An 18,649-nucleotide genomic window follows, 5' to 3' on the forward strand; every position below is an offset into this window, starting at 1 on the left:
ATATTGCTGTTAAAACTTACAGATACAAAGAAAGTAAATGCTATATATAGCATTTACTTTCAGTTCTTAGATCTCTTTTTTATTTGGTTTGTTTGAATTGTTTGAGTTATTTGAATGATTCGGTTTGTTCGGTTTCACCGGTTTATTTGGATTATCCGTAGAGATGGTGATTTGACCTTGCTCTAGAATGCTGTCCTTCACAACCGAAGTCGTAGAATTTTTAATATTCATTAAGAAGCTTGGCGCAAAAGTAGAGTGATGATCTTCAAAGAATCCTCTGTTCGTCATGTAACTTGTGATTACCACATTGTTACCTTTCACTTGCGGAATTGCAAAGTGAGCATATGTCCAAGTAATATCATTTGGATCAAGATCTTGATGCAACACAAGTCCAGTACCGTTCAGTGGTTTATAAGGACCAGTTAATGAATTAGATACATATCCAAGCAGGTAGATGTCTTCATCATCGATACCATCAATGTACATTTTAGATCCTCTGGAACTTGTAAACAGGTACCACTTACCTCTTAATTTAAATACATTCGGACGCTCAATTTCATCTGTAACGGTATTAGAAGCAATCAGAGGTTTCAACTCTTTTTTAAATGTATAATCATCATTAAGTTCAATAATACCAAGTGCTCCATTTGCGATTTCCGCAAATGCTCTTACTGGGCTTGCCAGCAATTTCTTTCTTTCTGCTTCGAAGAAAGCTTTAGTTCCGCCGTAATAAGCTGGATTATTAAGGGATTCTGCCCCTTGATATCCTGTTTTCTTACCTGTATTTGCTTCAAACACAAGATATTTACGTCCTTTGTCCTCTATGTAGTGAGGATCTCTTAAGGTATGGTTATCGTTATAGTCACCTTGGCTGAAACCAGTAGATTCCACGTTTTGATAGATTTCGCCATCTTTTCCATCATAGATGGATTTTAGATCTTCTACACCATCAATCTTCAGCGTATTTTTATTTGGTGCTGATACATTGACTTGAGCTGTAGTCAAAATTTGTTTTCCGTAAAAACCGCGTTCTGGAGCCCATGCTTGACGATTCGTGTAGAACAAGCGAATTTTACCATCCGAAGTCATTGTTGCCGAGCCAGACCATTCTTCTGCTTGGTCGTTTAGAAGGGTGTCGCCAGGTACAAGTTTATCGCTATCTTTAAATACGCGGCCGGCATTCTTCCAGCTGGAAAGCGAAGTTTCTCCAGCTTTTTTATAGAACAAGTAGATAAATGTATCTGATCCACGTTTTGGGTCACCAGCTAAGGCAAAGACAATTTCATACCCTTTGTAGTTTGCTACAGTCCCATCCGCATTTTGCAGCGGCCAAGAGTCCCAAACATCCATTTCAATTTTATTGCCATTCTCATCATATTTCACTGCTGAAGGAATGTTTTGAATCGTAGACGCATCAAATTCAGGCACCTTAAATTGTTCACTGTTTTGTTGTGCAGGTATTTTCAGCATATCCGCACGAGTGATATGGGAAAATCCGTACGTTTCTCCTGCATCCTTATGATTGTTGCCTTTTGCTAATGCCAATGTCCCACCGCTAACTAATAAAGAAGCGGACAAGGATAATACTACCGATTGCTTGATCATCTTTTTAAAATTCATAACTGACTCCTCTTTTATAATTAACTTTAAACTCATTGTAATAAAAGCGGGTCATATTAAACATGTCTTACATTGATGCTTTTTGCGGCTTATATTGATTTGTCTATTTCTTCGCATACTTTTCCCATGAAGATTGGAGCTCATCGAGCAGCTGTTCTCTGCTTATCTGCTTCCGAACATAGGCTTGCATCGCGTATCCGAACTCATCTCTTGTCGGTTCCGGAAACTTAAACCAATTCCAGGACAATGTTTTCTTATCCTCTACATAACGCATTAGATCCTTCACGAGCGGTTCTGAGCGATCGGTTTCTATATTTTTAAATGCAGAAATAAAATGGAATTGCTCTTTCATGAACTTTTTTCCCTGTTCCGAAGATACCATCCAGTTCAAAAACTTCTTTGCTTCTTTTTTCTCTTCGGGTGGAGACAGCTTATTCACAGCCCAGTTATTTGAAACTCCGATTGGCAGAGCATCATTCTTCGCATGATCATTAATCGACATAGGGATAAATCCAATATTTATATTGGGTGATATTTCCTTGATTTTGGACTCCACCCAGTTGCCCTGTTTCAACATCGCTGATTTACCTGTTGCAAACCGCTCCACCTCGGTATTATAATCAATCGTCTCATAATCTGGGTTACCATACTCCATGGTGAGGTCCAGCATTCGAATGACATCCTTGATCTCTTTATTCCCACGGATGGTCTGTTTCCCTTCATTTAAAGCTTGAATAAAAGCGTCTGGGTTGTCCTGCTGAGCAAAAGCGAGATTGAGCATGAGGATAAAAAACCAATTATCTCCGTATCCCACGGTAAAAGGCGTTATCCCTTCGGCCTGTAATTTTTCAGTTGCCTTTTTTAATTCGGTAAATGTAGTAGGAAGTGTATCAATCTTGGCCTTAGCGAAAAGGTCCTTATTGTAGATGAAGCCGTAGCCTTCAAAATTGATCGGCATTCCATATACTTTTCCATCCATTGTCATCGGCTCAAGTGCCTGATCATAGGCTTGATCCACCCATGGCTGATCCGATAAATCCTCTAGATACCTTTTCCATGCCTTCGCTTCTTCGTAGCCACCGTTTGGAAAAATATCTGGACCTGCATCAGCCGAAAATCTCGCTCTCATTTCACTAAGGTAGCTTGCACCCCCGCCGTAAGTTAAAACTTCAATTTTCACATTCGGATTTTCCTTTTCGTATACCTCTGCCATCTTCTCGAACTCGGTCGCAATTTCTACTTTGGGATTCAGGATCTCCAGAGTAATTGTCTTTTCTGCTACGAGAGGTTTTGCTTCCTTCTGTGAAACGATGTCCCTTCCACATGAAGAAAGAGACAGGGTAATAAACCCTGCCATAATCAGAATTCCTATTCGCTTCATGTTTCCTCCATTACTTCCGTTGTATATACTTATACATTTGCCATTCTGGCTTCGCCGGTCATCCTATTTTTCCGCTCTACATTTCGATATTCAATTGGTGTCTTACCTACGTGTTTTTTGAACAATTTAGAAAAATAAATTTCATCTTGGTACCCGAGCTTCAGAGCAATCGAGTACATCTTCTCATCCGTTTCAATTAACCACTGTTTCGCTTGATTAATTCGTAACTGGATTACGTAACTCGAGAGCGTCATCCCTACCTTTTGTTTGAATCGCCGCGAGATATGTTCACGGCTTAGGAAAAACCGAGTTGATAGCTTATCCAAACTTAATTCTTCCATATAGTGTTCTTCTACAAAAGTAACAATATCTTGCATACGTCTTGCATCATCAAGATCTGCTAAACGGTGAATTGCTCTGTAATTTTGTTCTGCCATAGACCTCTGTGCAGATTGATAGGAGGATGTAATCTCTTGTAATGAACGGATGGAATACCCACTGACCAAACGTACGGGAATATCAAACTGCTGTGTAATCCATTCTTCCACCTCAAAGAACTGACCCACCGCCGATAGAATCATACTCACATGCGGATCATTCTGAAGGGTATATACATTTCCCAGTCTTCGAGCATCTAGTTCACGGCTCAGATGCTGTATGTAAGGTTCCGAGTGATGTGTTTGGTAAAAATACAATAACGTAAGATCGTACGCATCCGCTTGCGGAAGAGAGGAGGCAATTGCATCCACATCGAAACTTTCTCCGTTACAAGCGGAGGTGATCTCTCTGTTCAAACGAAAGGATTTTACCTCTTCATAAAAACCGGACTCTACATTGCGACGTTCTTCCTCTTCCAGCTTCCAGGAATTTATCGCGCTTGTCAAAGCTTCGTTCAACAACTCATCTTCAATCGGCTTCATTAAATAATCGACGCATCCATGCTGAAGCGCTTTTCGCATATAAGAATAGTCATCAAATCCCGAAATCATGATTACTTTCCCCGGGTAGGAAATGGCACCCAGCCATTCTATTAATTCAATTCCATTATTCTTAGGCATTTTGACGTCGGTCAGGATAATCTCCGGACATTCCAGATCAATCATCTGTTTCGCCTCCATACCGTTTTTGGCTTCAAAAATTTCTGTGATTCCATGTTTCTCCCACTGTCCCAAGAAACGGATGATTTTTCTTACATTATTCTCATCATCTACGATAAGAGCCTTCATGTCTTACTCCTCCTTCGTACTTAAGTGGAATCACCAGCCGTACGGAGAATCCTTCTCCCTCCAAGTTGTCTACTGTGATTCCTGCTGACTGATCGAAATGAAGAACCAAGCGATCATGAATGTTTTTTAAACCGATATGTTTTAGTGAGTAATTCTCTTCATTTGCGGCTGTATAAATATTGTTTTGTAATAATTCCAGTTCCTCCGCAGTCATACTGCTTCCGGTATTTTCAACGACTAGATGGATATTCTCGCCCTGAATTTCGCCGCATATATGTAAGCAGGCTTGTTCATATCCCTTGTCATAGCAATGTTTAAAAAAGTTTTCAACGAGTGGCTGCAAAATCATACTCGGAACCGGCACATTAAAAATTTCTTCAGGAATCTCAAGTGAGTAACTAAAGTCATTCTGAAAACGCTCCTCTTGAAGGTGCAAATAGGCTTTGACATACTCTACTTCACTTCGGATCGTTGCTTTTTGATCGACTCGTATCGAGTAACGCATCATTTTAGATAGAGAGTTGATGAGCTGGTAGACCTTAGGTGAATCAGATAGAAGAGCAACCGTAGCAATGGATTGCAATGCATTAAATAAAAAGTGTGGATTAACCTGCGACTTTAACGCCCGATGCTGGTTCTTCCTATTCTCTATCTCCAGTTTGTATTCCCGGTCAATATGTCGATTAATTCGGTTCATCATATCTTTGATATTTCGCTCCAGGATCCCAATTTCATCCTCTCGTTTATCGTTAAACGGAGCATTCATATTCCCTGCCTCTATGCTCTGTACCTTTTGGCTAAGCAATTTGATCGGACGTGTTACATAGTAGGAAATAACAGCTACCATAATCATACCGAGACCTCCCACAATGACACCAACGATGATGTTTGTGTAGGCTGTTGATCTCACGCTCTCAAATAATAGTTGGCTTGAGGTGATTTTTGTAAAATGCCAATCTTTTATCGGCACTTGCAATGAGTTAGAAAAAACAATATCTCCATCGGAAACGGTTGCCCCTGCTGAAGAAGAATAGATGATATCTGCTAATTCAGCCGGAATCGTCTTGTCTGTCCAGGTTTTATCACTTGTGTATATGACATGGCCCTCTGCATCTGACAAGAGCACCGTTTCATTTTTTGCAAGCACATGATTTGCCAGGCTCGCGATCTGATCCAGATCCATATCTATTGTAATGATTCCGAGAAATTCATTCGTCAGGGTATCCATGATTTTATGGTGAATGGTAAGAACCACTGATTGATCAGATTCTGGCAAAATGGAGGTATTATTATAGTTCACAATCGGATGAGGCGGTTCAATAACATAGTTCATCTCTGAATCCATGAGCTTCTGAATCGAGGCTTGTTTTAATAGTTCCGAATCCCGCTTCCCTGAACTTAGCATGGCGTTATAGACGGAAAATGAGATTCCCTCTTCATGGGTATAAAACCGAATTTGGCGAAACTCACTTCTCATCAGATAAAAGTTGACCATATCTTTATTGATTTCTTGCAAATTGAGATAAGGTGAGTCCTCAAACCCCTGCTTAAAAAAGCGAAAAAAATCAGGGTTTCTATATAAAAGGTAAGGAAGATTCACAATATCATCAAAATACTTTGCTATGTCGTAAGATGCCTGCTGCATCTGTTCTCTGCTGTTCTCTAGTTCATGGCGTTCCACATTTTCCTTGGTTTGTCGATAGATGAGCAGCACAGATAGGAAATAGGGAAGAATGATAAAAACAAGCAGTAAGATTAGTAAGCGATTCTGGATGCTTTTCAACAATAAATACTCCTTTATATAAGACAACTTCCAATGTTTTACTAAATTAAATAGGTAGTAGAACCAAATAAATACTTGCTGCTAGCAGCAAGTATTTATTTGGTTCTATTATTCTCATATGGTATACATGCGAAACGCACTATCTATATTACTATGATCTCCGGACAAACTCCTGTTCTTAATTACCCATTTTTGCTTCCTGTGAAACAGAAATATGATACAATTATTTTTCTCGAATCAAATTGAATATTCATCTCGGCTACTGTATCCATTACTATATTATGGCGAAGGCTCATGACTATTCGTCTTTTATTATAGACTTATCATTTTTCACGGATTATAATAACAAAATACATCATAAAAACGAACATTAAGGCGGTAAGTATGAAGAATTATATGCAAATATTTCAAGGCACTGCGTTTACCAGTAAGTCTCCCAAAGAAATTCAAATCCTAAAAGATTATCTTTTCTGTATTAATACAGACGGACTAATTGAAAAAATCGTCGCTCCAGGTGAGCCTGAATATCAAACATTGCTAGATGCATATCAAGGAAAACCTAACTTCCATTCACTAAATGAGGGCCAATATTTCTTGCCTGGTTTCGTCGACCTGCATGTACATGCACCACAGTGGGCTCAATCAGGAACTGCACTCGACATCCCGCTATATGATTGGTTACACACGTACACCTTTCCGCTGGAGTCTAAATTCTCAGATCTCGATTTTGCGAAGGAAGTCTACGATGATGTGGTAAGCACCTTGCTGGCTAATGGAACAACCACTGCTCTTTACTTCGCCACGGTACACAAGGAAGCAAGTATTCTGCTTGCAGAAATCTGCGCTAGTAAAGGTCAGCGGGGTCTCGTGGGGAAAGTTGTCATGGATGACCCAGAAGGCAATCCAGAAATCTATCGGGATGCTAATACTGAGACAGCCTTAGCTGATACGGAAGAATTTATTATCGCTGTACAGGAACTAGCCAAAACAACTAAACAAGGCGTTTATCCTGTCGTGACACCAAGGTTCATTCCAAGCTGTACAGATGAAGGATTAAAAGGACTCGGAGAGCTTGCAGCCAAATACGATACTTATATACAGTCCCACTGCAGTGAAAGTGACTGGGCACATGGATATGTACAAGATCGTTTTAATAAAAACGATGCTTTTGCTCTGAATGATTTTGGATTGCTTCGTGATAAATCGGTCATGGCTCATTGCAATTTCCTGGATAACGATGATGTTGAATTATTCGCTGAGACCGGAACGGCGATCGCCCATTGTCCTGTGTCTAATGCTTATTTTGCGAACAGCGTCATCCCTGTTAAAGAGTTCCACTCCAAGGGTGTTGAGATCGGCCTCGGATCTGATATTTCCGGAGGTTTCTCTCCAAGTCTGTTCGATAACATAAGACAAGCGGTCATTTCATCCCGAATGCTGGAAGATGGTGTGAATCCTAGCATTCCTGCGGAGAATCGCGGCGTTCCGGACTCACGGATTACAGTTAACGAAGCATTCTATCTGGCGACAGCCGGCGGCGGAGAAAGCCTCAGCCTGCCGATCGGTCGTATTGAAGAGAATTATGTATGGGATGTACAAGTTATCGATACGAAGTTACCTACGGCTAGATTGCCTATTTTTAATGAAAATGAAGACTTACATGATGTGTTCCAAAAAATGATGTACCTTGTAAGGCCTGAACATATCCGTGAAGTTTGGGTACAAGGCGAGAAAGTTCATACACGCTAAGCATTGAAAAAATAGAGAAAATTCGGGGTGTGCATCAGAGTGAAAACACAAGTAGAGCATCAAGGTAATACTGAAATGAAGTCGCAACATCTAACTGTCTTACCCGATGAAAAAGTACCATTTTTAAAATCTACCTTCCTAGGTTTACAACACGTACTCGCTATGGATATCTATGTGGTGCCTTTTCTGATTGCAATATTACTTGGATTACAATCCAATCAGTCGAGTGCTTTGATTCAATCTACTTTTATTGCTGCGGGGATCGGAACGATCGTACAATCCTACTTTTGTATGAAACTGCCTATGGCCCAGGGACCTTCTTATGTTCCGCTGGGTGCGATCATCAGCATTTATGCTGCTAGCGGCGGCGGGGAATTAGGTTGGAGTTCCGTGCTCGGTGCGAGTTTGGTCGGTTCGTTACTTGTAATCGGACTTGGGTTTACCGGTGTCTATAATACGATTGTCAAAAACTTCATTCCGCCTGTCGTAGGCGGTACCATTATCTTTAACGTAGGACTTTCATTACTACCTGTTGCACTGCAAGATAATATTTATGAAGCTTCCGGTGCTACCATTCAGCAAAATGTTCTACTAGCACTGATTACTGGAGCTGTACTCATGTTTTTCGTTATTCTTGGTTCTCTTTTAGGTAAAAAAGGATCTTTCTTCCGAATCACATCCGTACTTATGGCGTTAATCGCCGGATGTATTGCAGCAAGCTTTATGGGTGTCCTGGATTTTTCAGCAGTAGCAAATGCGAAATGGTTCAGCATGCCGCAGATTCCTTTTAAAGATTTCGGATTTTCCTTCAATCTTTCAGCAATTATTACAATGATCATTGTTTATCTCGTACTCATGGCGGAAACAACAGGTACTTGGTTTGCCATCAGCAACGTAATTGATCGGCCGTTAACGGATAAGAATATTAACCAAGGTGTGGTTGGCGAAGGAATCAGCTGTCTGGTTGCTTCCCTGCTCGGTTCGACTCCAGTTACTGGTTATTCCACAAATGCGGGGATTATTTCGATCACCGGTATTGCCAGCCGCCGCGTCTTTCTTGCGGTAGGAGGATGGTTTGTCCTCTTCGGTTGTCTCAGTAAACTCGCCGTGCTGATCTCTTCGATTCCATCTGCAGTCATCGGCGGCGTATTCGCCATCATCTGCGGAATCATCGCTATTAACGGACTGCAGGTAATCAAGAATCAAACCATGGGCGAAAAAGAAATGTACATTATTGCGATTCCGATGATTTTCACTCTTGCTTTAGTGCTCATTCCTGATGAATTCTTATCTTCCATGCCTACTTTCGTGCAGTATATCCTGGGCTCTCCTATTCTTGTTGCCTCGGTTACCGCGATTGCGCTCAATAAAATATTGCCAAGTGCAAAGTAAGATAGAATACTATACCGACTTAAAAGAATGCATTTAAATTTATACTTTTTAACTTTAAAACGCGTAAGAAGCTGCTTCATACGATTAGCTTCTTACGCGTTTTCCTATTCTTTTACCTGCGCTACTTCACCATCGCTAGTGAAATAATACCAAGTGTCATAATGATCAACGACGGCCGGGTCCGTATTCGAACCGTAGTAGCTCGCCGTATACTTGGAATCAGTCAACTGCTTGCTGCCTAGGGAAAAAGAAATTTCCACATCTGGATATGAAAAATTTCGCGCAGCATGCTCTTTTACAAACAGTCCCTTTACGATCTCATCCTGAACTTCACTGCTCAGAAAAAAATTGCGACTGTCCTCGAAAATTTGTCCCTTTTCATCCTCATTATTTATCACGTAACGAAATACCATTGTCGTCTCCGTAAACAGGATGGATAGCTCTTCTATATTTCCATAGGTGGACAGCATACGTTCTTTAAACTCTTTCACTTCATCGCTACGAATTTCTTTACTAGGAGCACATCCCGTTACTACAAGCAATGTACAGCAGAGCAGGATGATAATAGACTGACGCATGCCACCCCCTCCTTCAATGGTGAAAGAAACTTTCTTAGATAAGTATATTATTCCCGGTCGAGCCGATCATTCCTTCAAATATACGGTAACCCAGCGGTTATCGTTCACCTCTTAATTGACATTTTTGCTTTATAGAAACTCACAAAATACTCACCAACTTGAGCCTGATTATCAATCATCTCAATAGGGGCAATCAACTTTATCCTCTCTCCATTAAAATCGGCTGTCTTCTCTCCGATTATTGCCGTAAGTGAGTTCCCATTAAAGCGGATCATAACCCTTTTTGTTGCTGGATTCCATTCCACCATTGAACCAAATTGTTCAAAACTTGTTCGCAGCTGTACGAGTTTACGCTCTGATTCTCCAAACACTTTTTTCTGAATTACCGCATGAATGCCCCAGTTAGCATCCACGACTTGTGTTATACCAAAATCAGTGGAAACGGACATAAAAGAGTATGCTTCATCTTCTGTTAAATTCATTCCTTTCATCAGAAAAGCCTTCGTCTTCAAGGCAGCATCTTTCATCGCTTTGTCGATGGATGATTTATTATAAATATCCTGCTGAGCATTTTCTCCCAGCTCTTCTAAGTAGTTCGCATAGCTAAATCCATGGATTACCCATTCATTCTCATTCTCTAGCAACGGAAAATTAAGACCGCTCAGCTTGTTATTCAGCGATGCTTTTTTATGTAAGATAATCTGAATATCGCCTGTTAATGAAGTTTCAATCGCAGTTCCATTCAGTTCAGAATCTCCTTGCCCCGCATGCGGGTCACCGATAGACAAGAGTGCTCCAGGAACAGAAACGGGATAGTACATGGTAGCTCCTTCGGTAACACGCCAATCATCAATATTACCGCCGTAATAAGAAGGAGGAACGGAGTTCACAATATCCGCTTCTTTCGGTGCTACACTCATCGTTCCAAAATGAAGTCTTACTGGAATTTGAACATCTTTTAATACGTCATTGTTTCTTTCAATTGTATTAGGATCAACGATAAGGCCGGGATAATCCATCGTCTGATGTATTTTTCCATTCGGATCTGTTTGAGGTGTCCATTTATAACTGTACAATCCCTTTGCATAGTCTGTTCCCCCAGCCGAATCCATCTCATAGATCGTTATCACTTCACGCTTGATTGGTTCTTCGATCATCTCACCGTATAGGTACCCCCATCTCGAAGCAACATTGGCACCATACGTTTTACCTGCATACTGCTCATTCCCATTTGGCCGCAACCTCATATCAAGTATCTTCACCTCAAGCACATCTCCAGGCTCCGCTCCTTCGACGGCAATCGGCCCTGTCATAATATGTACACCCGGACCACGATTTGCTACATTCTGTTCCGTTTCGTTCCAATGGTAAATATCCTCTACTCCTTCATCACCTTGGATCATTCGTTCATAATCATCCCCGGAATGATGCGTCACCGCCTCGACGGTAACCATATCTCCTGAGTTTACGGTAAGGACAGGCTTGCCTACTCCTATGTTTCCCCAGCGGATATTGTCTGCATTTGCTGCAAGATAATGGGTTTTCGGCATGCTACCCACCTTATCTGCGTTAGCATTACTAACTCCATAATTCGGATTCACCAAAAGTAACAAGGATAAAGCAACAAAAACTTTGCACATATTACGTTTTTTCATAATTCATCTCCCCAATATTTAGTATATGTTACTTTTTATTACTTAATATGGGATTGATTATATCAGAGGGATTTTCAGTGAACAATATAAACATTTTTATTAGGCTGAATTTATTTTTTGATCAAAATGTGGTTTGAGCCAAGGAAATCTAATCTTAAGACAAAAAGAAGCCGCCCTATTGGCGACTTCTCTTATTGGTGATTCTTATTCATTTTTGCTAAACGGTATCCATTTTTATATTGATTTTTCTGTCTTTATAATAGTATTCCTTGTCATGCTCATTGATTTCGCGAAGCACACGGCAAGGATTCCCAACGGCAACCACATTAGCTGGAATATCCTTGGTTACCACACTGCCTGCACCGATCACCGTATTATCACCAATCTTCACGCCTGGAAGAATCACAGCGCCCGCACCAATCCATACATTCCTGCCGATATGAACGGGTAAATTGAACTGGGTTACAGGCTCACGCAGCTCGGGCAGAACGGGATGACCTCCCGTAGCAACCGTCACATTTGGGCCAAACATCGTATAATCCCCGACATAGATATGCGTATCATCTACCATCGTCAGATTAAAGTTAGCATACACATTGCTTCCAAAGTGCACATGCTTTCCACCCCAATTCGCATGAAATGGAGGCTCAATATAGCAATCGTCTCCAATTTCAGCAAACATCTCTTTCAAAAGCGCTTGGCGCTTTTCTCCTTCAGATGGACGGGTTGCATTAAAATCATACAGCTTCTCCAGACACTTCAGTTGTTTATTCATCAGATCTTCATCGGTGCAGCTATAAATTTCGCCTGAATGCATTTTTTCATATATATTCATATGATCACGCCTTTCTTGGTGAATATGTACTCTGTATAAGCTTATCTTGAATAGCAGGATCATTACAACTCTTTCTAAAAAATCTTCTGAGTTGCGAAGAGAGTGAAAGTACCTACGATGAGTAAATCGTAAAAATAAAAACAGTCTAACGATAAAAGACGCACTTCAATGGAAGGGCATCCCTATCGTTAAAAATAGTCTGTTCTAGCACGTTCCTCATGTAATGATTCGTTTACAACAATTATTGGCCCTGACTCCGGCGGTCATGTGATACCGCATAAGCATCGTGGCGGAAGTTTAAAATAGGATCTTTCGAGCATTCGATACCCGCAGGTACGTCCGTTGGATCAAAAACACGATCCTGAGCTTTCTCGTCTGCTATACCGGTGATTGATAACTCACCCACCACAATCCGTTCTCGGTCCTCCGGCCAAACAGACGTTGGATCGTCCGCCTTATCTCCCTCTTGCGCTAGGACTACAGATAATTGAAAGGCTACAGGCCCTTTTGATAGCCGCTCGGCTAGTTCATCCTCCAAATAATTGGGCGATTGCGCTTTGACTTCTTCATTCGCCAAATAATGCAGACCCGCTTCCGGTTCCCACTCATATTTAACAGCCTGCCGCTCGCCATTGCTATTGATGAAATAGTAAGCGTGAATGGAATGATAGCGGTTCGTAGCAAAACTGAGCGGAGGCTGCAGCATTTTCACAGCTTGAAGCCCGGCTCGGCTTTCCTCATATTTCTCCATGACCGCTTTAAATTTGTCTGCCGTTGTCGCTCCCTCAACTGAATTTTCTTTAATCGTGCCTAAGATATCAATAAAGGATTGAGGTGTTTTGGCAAAAAAGATAGGCAATGTAATCGTGACCAAACTTGTCACGCCCCCATCAGGCAATTCAAACTGAACAGCCATTCCTTTCGCGGGTGAAAAAACATCCGGTATGGATGGATTCGTTGAGCTGTTGGAGAAGCGCACAAGAGCTTGCGCCTCTTGATTTTGCAGATGGGGAGCAGTCGTTAAAGATGCCGCTTGTCCGTTAGGTGTAAATACTGCATGATAAACGACTCCTTTAGCGTGCGCACGTCGGTAACTTGGATATTTACCTGCGACTTCCTCAATAGAGTCCACGGCTTCAACTGCAAGTCCAGATGGTTCAACATTTTTATTATCCATTTTCGTTCACCTCTTTGTAATTTATCAAAATAAAAAAGGGGATATATTCATCCCCCTTCTTTCTAGCTTTGTGAAGCGTCTAATAGATCATTCCAGGACTTCACAATACGCTGGCCGCGCCAAATATCTTTGACCGTAGCATCAGGATAAGCACTATACCAACCGGATGCAGTTACCTGATACTTGGCGATGTAGTCTTTCGCTTCCGCAGATTCAATTCCCGGAAAGTCTACCAGTTCATTAAACATATTATTTAACAAATCCGGAATTTCGGTTCCAAAATCATCGATATAACTGTCCCAATCGCCATCGTAAGCTGTCGCAAATAGCAAGCGTGTGTCATTATCAAAAATCACAAAACGCATATCGTGAACAGTCGCGATCCGTGCCATTGTCTCCGCTTGTCTCGAAGCGCTTTTTTTCAATTTCTCACGGAGCCGATCCGCACCCCCTTCTTTAAGCGGTGCAATGATCGTAAGCTCGGATATTTCACCTTCCCGCAAACCTGCTCGTCCAGCGCTAGTAATCGGATTCGTCTGATTTTGTACTTCTTTCATGTTAATTCCTCCTTAGATATGATGTTAATCCAGCTCTGCCATCCACCGTAGTGCCGTCATGCTGGGGACAAAAAAGTACTCGCCGCCCTTAGTAATTGAGAAACTGGGAAGTTCTTTTACTCGGTGGCGGATAGGCTTGTCTGGAATCGTAAATATCCCTTCCCCTTCATTTTTACCGGTAATCGGGTCTTTTTCGGTTGATATGCCGGCGAAATTGCCTCCATTTAACCAATCCGTCTTGATAAATTCGAACTGCCGAGACAATGAACTGCATATTCCCGCAAAAATAATCCCTCGATCCTGTCCGTCATCCTCCATCTCCCCTTCGGGGAGTACAGGACCATACATCGTCGAACGCCGAAGCAACCGATGAATGTTCACATTAACTACAGAATCTTGCAAGCTGTCACGTGGAAAAGCACGCCGGATATGCGAGCTTACCGGACATTTGAAACCTTTCGGGTCATCCGCGTACGTAAATGCATTTCGGCGGTGAATATCTTCCCCGAGTGCTGGGTCATCCGTTTCCGGGGCCAGACTTAAAGGAGCACCACTTGGCCATCTTCCCACCATTTTTGCAGCCAAAAGTTCTTCATCGTCCCGATGATCGGCATGCTCCCGCAAATAACGACGAAAAGCCGCAACTCTCATGTGGAGCTTACGGAAACTGAGGTAACTACCGTTATGACCCAGTTCTACTGGTTCCGGACCCTTGGTTATGATACCGGATTCGTTTAAATACCCGAATAGGAACTCACCGGCTTTGATCTCATCTTCCTGTCCCACCGCATTCGGTATATGATTTCCTTCGATTCTCGGGTTGCTAATTCCATCCATGAAGCCAAGGTGCGTACGACCGTCAGGATTCATACCAACCTCAAGCCGGTAAATAACCGATATACCTCGCAAATCGCTATGAATTCGGCGAGCTGCATCTTCCGCTTGATGCAACGCTTCTTCAGTGGATGCAAACAGAGCAAGCGCCACATCAACTTTGTCAGTACCGAGTGGGTCTTCCCAGTGTTCTGTGCTGCTTTCGTTCACGTCGCCTAGCTTTGCGGCCCGGGCAGCCATGCCTTCCCGGAACTCTTTGTCGAAGCTGTTTAACGAATCCTGAGGAACGCCTAGCTTCTCTAGCCCTCGATAAGTAAAACCAACGTTGACCCAAGCACCTTCGTGAGGTTTACTCCATTGTCCGGCCGATGTTACTTCATCGAGAAGCCGCTGCAGCATCGCTTTCCCGTCCTGCAGATGGTCGATGGATAACAGTACATAAGTTCCTACATAAGGGGTTGGCCGTTCTTGTAAAACGATTCCTTGAATGTCATCGTAATTTAGTTTTTTTTGTTCTGTGTCTATGACGTTCACCCCTCCCTATGTTCTTAGATTCGTAATCATCATGTTTAAAAAGAGGACCATTTCCTCATCGTTTCTTCTATCTAATTAAACCTCTCTCAGAGAGTTAAGCAGGTAATACTCCTTACCTACCGGTGAGCAAGGGCGAGTTAGAACCCTCACTTCCGGGGGGGGCATCACATGCCAAAAAGCCGATCCCAACGGACCGGCTCATCTTCTCAGGAATCTTCCATACTAATTATTTCTAGGTGTGATTTATTTAATTGATATACACCCTTGGTTATAGATACCATAACTCATTGAAGTACATATCATTTTGTTACTTTTGAATGAATCTAAGACAAGGGAGTTATCATGATGAAAAGAATCGTAACACTAAGTACTCGCAGACTAATGGATACTGAAAAATACGGCGGATGCGGCGCATGCCAAACCTCTTGCCAATCCGCTTGCAAGACTTCTTGCGGGGTTGCTAACCAGCGTTGTGAAAACCCAATGAACAAGTAAGGAGCTTGATTACAAAGAATGATTCATCAATATCAACTGAACGGATACAATATCGTGCTCGACACCTACAGCGGTTCGGTGCATGTTGTTGATGATCTGGCATATAAAATTATTGAACTTTATGAGCAGACACCTCCAGAAGAAATTCTAAAGTTGATGCTTGAAGAATATAAGCAAGACGCGGACATTACGGAGAAAGACATTCGCGATACGATCGCAGCTGTTGAGGAACTCAAAGAAACAGGCCAACTCTTTACAAGCGATCCGTATGAGAATCTTTCTATGGATTTAAGAAATCGGAAAACTTATGTGAAAGCGCTGTGCCTCAATGTCGCACATACCTGCAATCTATCATGCGATTATTGTTTCGCGAGTCAAGGGAAATACAACGGCAACCGGGCGATCATGAGCTATGAGGTTGGGCAAAAAGCGATCGATTTCCTTCTAGAGAATTCAGGTCATCACCGGAACCTAGACATTGACTTTTTCGGCGGTGAACCGCTCATGGCCTGGAAAGTCGTTAAACAGATTGTCGCTTATGCCAGAAGCAAAGAGAAAGAATATAAGAAAAAGTTCCGCTTTACCTTTACGACAAACGGCATGCTGCTGAACGATGAAGTTACTGAATTTTTAAATCAGGAAATGTACAACGTTGTACTCAGTCTGGATGGAAGAAAAGAAGTTCACGACCGACTGCGTACAACGGTTAATGGAAAAGGCAGTTATGACCATATCGTACCGAAGTTTCAGGAATTCGTTCAAAAGCGCGGAGACCAAGAATACTATGTGCGAGGAACCTACACGGGGAACAATGTTGATTTCACAAACGATATTTTTCATATCGCTGACCTTGGTTTTGATAAAATCTCGATGGAGCCGGTTATCTGTGATCCACGGGAGCCTTATGCACTAACCGAAAAAGATCTCCCGGAAATTTATAACCAGTATGAAATTCTCGCTAAAGAAATGATCAAGCGTGATGAACAAGGCGAAGGCTTCACCTTCTATCATTACATGCTGGACCTCTCCGAAGGACCTTGTATCCAAAAAAGAATTACCGGATGCGGTTCGGGAACGGAGTATCTTGCGGTAACGCCATGGGGCGAGCTTTTCCCTTGTCATCAGTTCGTCGGAGATGAAGATTACAGCATGGGCAATCTGTGGGATGGCATCACACGGACGGATCTGCAGTGTCAGTTTAAAGAGAGCAACTGTTACTCAAAACCGGAATGCAAAGATTGCTGGGCGAAACTTTATTGCAGCGGCGGCTGTCCTGCCAATGCTCTGCATGCAACAGGTTCGATCAACGGCACCTATGACTTTAGCTGCGACATCTTCCGTAAGCGTGTGGAATGCTCCATGATGGTGAAGGTTGCTGAGTCGATGAGAGCTATGGAGAGTGACTCTTAAAGTGAAATCATTGGGTTTAACTAGATAGAGAAGATAACAAAGTACATCACACTTATATGTGGTGTATTTTGTTTGTTTATTAGCTATTAAATGTACTGAATTTAATGCTCTATACGAAGGAAAAAGGCTGCTGCAGCAGCCATTGAGTATCCGAAAGTAAGACTAGGATCGTCAATTTCCAGCTTGTTTTTCGTATACATAATGTAAGTAGTCTCGAGCTTTGCTGAATTCCTCTCTGAACTCTGCAGGAACTGTATTGATCTCTTTAATACTTGAGAGGCCTAGTTTTGCCTGAATCGTTTCATAAGTTATTAAAGTTTGCATGTACTGTTCATATTCTTCAGCTGTTAATACCTCTTTACTTGATAATTGTCCGTTTAGTTTGTCAAAGCAGGGTTGAATTTCGCTCATTATTACTTTCATTTTCTCTAATTGCTCTGCAGGTACTTGAGAATAATCGATGTTTCCATTTTTATCGCCATATTCAAGTTTTGCATTTGTAATTACGTGTAATGAATCTTTAAATTGTTTAAATTCTTCTTTTCCTAGGTTACCTTTTGCTTGATTTAGTTTTGCATTAGCCAATAAGTAGCCTTCCATTGTAATATAAATCCCATGTTTTTTCAGATTCTCAAAGGAACCATAAATATCATCGACTAGTAACGCTTGATAAGCAAATGCACTTGTTGGGATCACTAAACAAGCAGCAATACTAGCTATCACCCATCTTTTTTTAAAAGAACGATTCCGTATACTGCCCATTTCAGACTTTGCCTTACGAACGCCCAATTTACTTCTTTCATGAAGCTCCACAGGGATTTCGATGTTTGATAATTTTTGCTTAAAATGATTATCCATAAATACCTACCTCCTCCTTTAATTGTTGACGAAGCGTACCTAGCGCACGGTATAAGACAGACTTTGCGGTTCCTAGCGGGATGTCTAGTATCTCTGAAATTTCCTTTAGTGTGCGATCATCGTAATACTTTAGTAAAATGACACTTTTCTCATCCTCTTTTAACGTATCAATCAGCTTATTTAAAGATATCGTAAGTGCAATATCTTCATCGTCTGCCCCAGCAGGCACTTCAAAGTCTGCAATTAGCGGGATCACTTTTTTGTTTCTATTGATTAAGCTCAATGCACAATTAATCGTAATTTTCATGAGCCAAGTCTTAAAATACTCTGGTTTTTTCAAAGTACTCATATTCTTAAATGACTGATAGGCCACTTCTTGAACAAGATCTAGTGCATCATCTTTATTTTTCACATAGACATAGGCCATTCGATAAATATCTGCTTCATACTGCTGAAAAAGCATTAAAAAGGCTTTATCGTTTCCTTTTTGTGCTTTCTTTACTAAACGTTCATGTTTCATCGCAGTGCCCCCTTTCGTTTTGTTTTACATCTATTAGATAAACGG

16 protein-coding genes are annotated in these 18,649 nt (G+C 41.6%); 4 read left to right on the plus strand and 12 right to left on the minus strand.

Features of this window, described 5'->3' with window-relative positions:
• Nucleotides 1–66 precede the first annotated feature (66 nt).
• The 4 genes from PV403_RS17390 to PV403_RS17405 all read right to left on the minus strand — a co-directional run bounded on the left by PV403_RS17390 (nt 67) and on the right by PV403_RS17405 (nt 6,010).
• Nucleotides 67–1,620, minus strand: coding sequence for a glycoside hydrolase family 68 protein (locus PV403_RS17390; RefSeq protein WP_332085424.1), 1,554 nt, complete (start codon nt 1,618–1,620; stop codon nt 67–69).
• 103 nt (nt 1,621–1,723) lie between these two features.
• A complete protein-coding gene (locus PV403_RS17395; RefSeq protein WP_332085425.1) occupies nt 1,724–3,001 on the minus strand; it encodes an ABC transporter substrate-binding protein in 1,278 nt (425 codons plus the stop codon).
• Between the two features lie 29 nt (nt 3,002–3,030).
• Nucleotides 3,031–4,227, minus strand: a complete 1,197-nt coding sequence (locus PV403_RS17400; protein WP_213536002.1) for a response regulator transcription factor — start codon at nt 4,225–4,227, stop codon at nt 3,031–3,033.
• The gene (locus PV403_RS17405; RefSeq protein ID WP_332085426.1) at nt 4,205–6,010 is read right to left on the minus strand and encodes a cache domain-containing sensor histidine kinase; all 1,806 of its coding nucleotides are present in this window, start codon (nt 6,008–6,010) and stop codon (nt 4,205–4,207) included. Before PV403_RS17405 ends, PV403_RS17400 begins: the two co-directional genes overlap by 23 nt.
• Nucleotides 6,011–6,394: 384 nt before the next feature.
• Here PV403_RS17405 and guaD point away from each other — a divergent pair, with 384 nt between their 5' ends.
• Together guaD and PV403_RS17415 are read left to right on the plus strand one after the other, a co-directional pair.
• Nucleotides 6,395–7,759, plus strand: coding sequence for a guanine deaminase (gene guaD / locus PV403_RS17410; RefSeq protein ID WP_332085427.1), 1,365 nt, complete (start codon nt 6,395–6,397; stop codon nt 7,757–7,759).
• 39 nt (nt 7,760–7,798) lie between these two features.
• Nucleotides 7,799–9,151 (plus strand): uracil-xanthine permease family protein, encoded by a 1,353-nt coding sequence (locus PV403_RS17415; RefSeq protein WP_332085428.1) that lies wholly within the window; start codon nt 7,799–7,801, stop codon nt 9,149–9,151.
• Nucleotides 9,152–9,255: 104 nt separating this feature from the next.
• Here the strand turns inward: PV403_RS17415 and PV403_RS17420 are convergent, their stop codons facing one another.
• The 6 genes from PV403_RS17420 to PV403_RS17445 all read right to left on the minus strand — a co-directional run bounded on the left by PV403_RS17420 (nt 9,256) and on the right by PV403_RS17445 (nt 15,321).
• The gene (locus tag PV403_RS17420) at nt 9,256–9,729 is read right to left on the minus strand and encodes a hypothetical protein (RefSeq protein ID WP_332085429.1); all 474 of its coding nucleotides are present in this window, start codon (nt 9,727–9,729) and stop codon (nt 9,256–9,258) included.
• A 104-nt stretch (nt 9,730–9,833) separates the two neighbouring features.
• On the minus strand, nt 9,834–11,384 hold the full coding sequence (locus tag PV403_RS17425; RefSeq protein WP_332085430.1) for an acetamidase/formamidase family protein: 1,551 nt from the start codon (nt 11,382–11,384) through the stop codon (nt 9,834–9,836).
• A gap of 217 nt (nt 11,385–11,601) precedes the next feature.
• A complete protein-coding gene (locus PV403_RS17430) occupies nt 11,602–12,219 on the minus strand; it encodes a sugar O-acetyltransferase (RefSeq protein ID WP_332085432.1) in 618 nt (205 codons plus the stop codon).
• A 241-nt stretch (nt 12,220–12,460) separates the two neighbouring features.
• Entirely contained in the window at nt 12,461–13,396 is a 936-nt protein-coding gene (locus PV403_RS17435) for a catalase family peroxidase (protein WP_332085433.1), read from the minus strand.
• A 62-nt stretch (nt 13,397–13,458) separates the two neighbouring features.
• Nucleotides 13,459–13,953, minus strand: coding sequence for a hypothetical protein (locus tag PV403_RS17440; protein ID WP_332085434.1), 495 nt, complete (start codon nt 13,951–13,953; stop codon nt 13,459–13,461).
• Nucleotides 13,954–13,977: 24 nt separating this feature from the next.
• Nucleotides 13,978–15,321, minus strand: coding sequence for a Dyp-type peroxidase (locus PV403_RS17445; RefSeq protein WP_213535448.1), 1,344 nt, complete (start codon nt 15,319–15,321; stop codon nt 13,978–13,980).
• Nucleotides 15,322–15,666: 345 nt separating this feature from the next.
• Here PV403_RS17445 and scfA point away from each other — a divergent pair, with 345 nt between their 5' ends.
• Together scfA and scfB are read left to right on the plus strand one after the other, a co-directional pair.
• Complete coding sequence (scfA, locus tag PV403_RS17450; RefSeq protein WP_160033811.1) at nt 15,667–15,816, plus strand: six-cysteine ranthipeptide SCIFF; 150 nt, start codon at nt 15,667–15,669, stop codon at nt 15,814–15,816.
• A gap of 18 nt (nt 15,817–15,834) precedes the next feature.
• The gene (gene scfB / locus PV403_RS17455) at nt 15,835–17,226 is read left to right on the plus strand and encodes a thioether cross-link-forming SCIFF peptide maturase (RefSeq protein WP_332085435.1); all 1,392 of its coding nucleotides are present in this window, start codon (nt 15,835–15,837) and stop codon (nt 17,224–17,226) included.
• Between the two features lie 171 nt (nt 17,227–17,397).
• On the opposite strand, the gene PV403_RS17460 is transcribed toward scfB, so the two are convergent.
• The gene (locus tag PV403_RS17460; protein ID WP_332085436.1) at nt 17,398–18,084 is read right to left on the minus strand and encodes a DUF3600 domain-containing protein; all 687 of its coding nucleotides are present in this window, start codon (nt 18,082–18,084) and stop codon (nt 17,398–17,400) included.
• On the minus strand, nt 18,077–18,604 hold the full coding sequence (locus PV403_RS17465) for a sigma-70 family RNA polymerase sigma factor (RefSeq protein ID WP_332085437.1): 528 nt from the start codon (nt 18,602–18,604) through the stop codon (nt 18,077–18,079). The genes PV403_RS17460 and PV403_RS17465 overlap by 8 nt, the downstream gene beginning before the upstream one ends.
• Between the last annotated feature and the right edge of the window lie 45 nt (nt 18,605–18,649).

It is taken from the genome of Paenibacillus sp. GYB006 (assembly GCF_036577645.1).
GTDB lineage: Bacteria > Bacillota > Bacilli > Paenibacillales > Paenibacillaceae > Paenibacillus.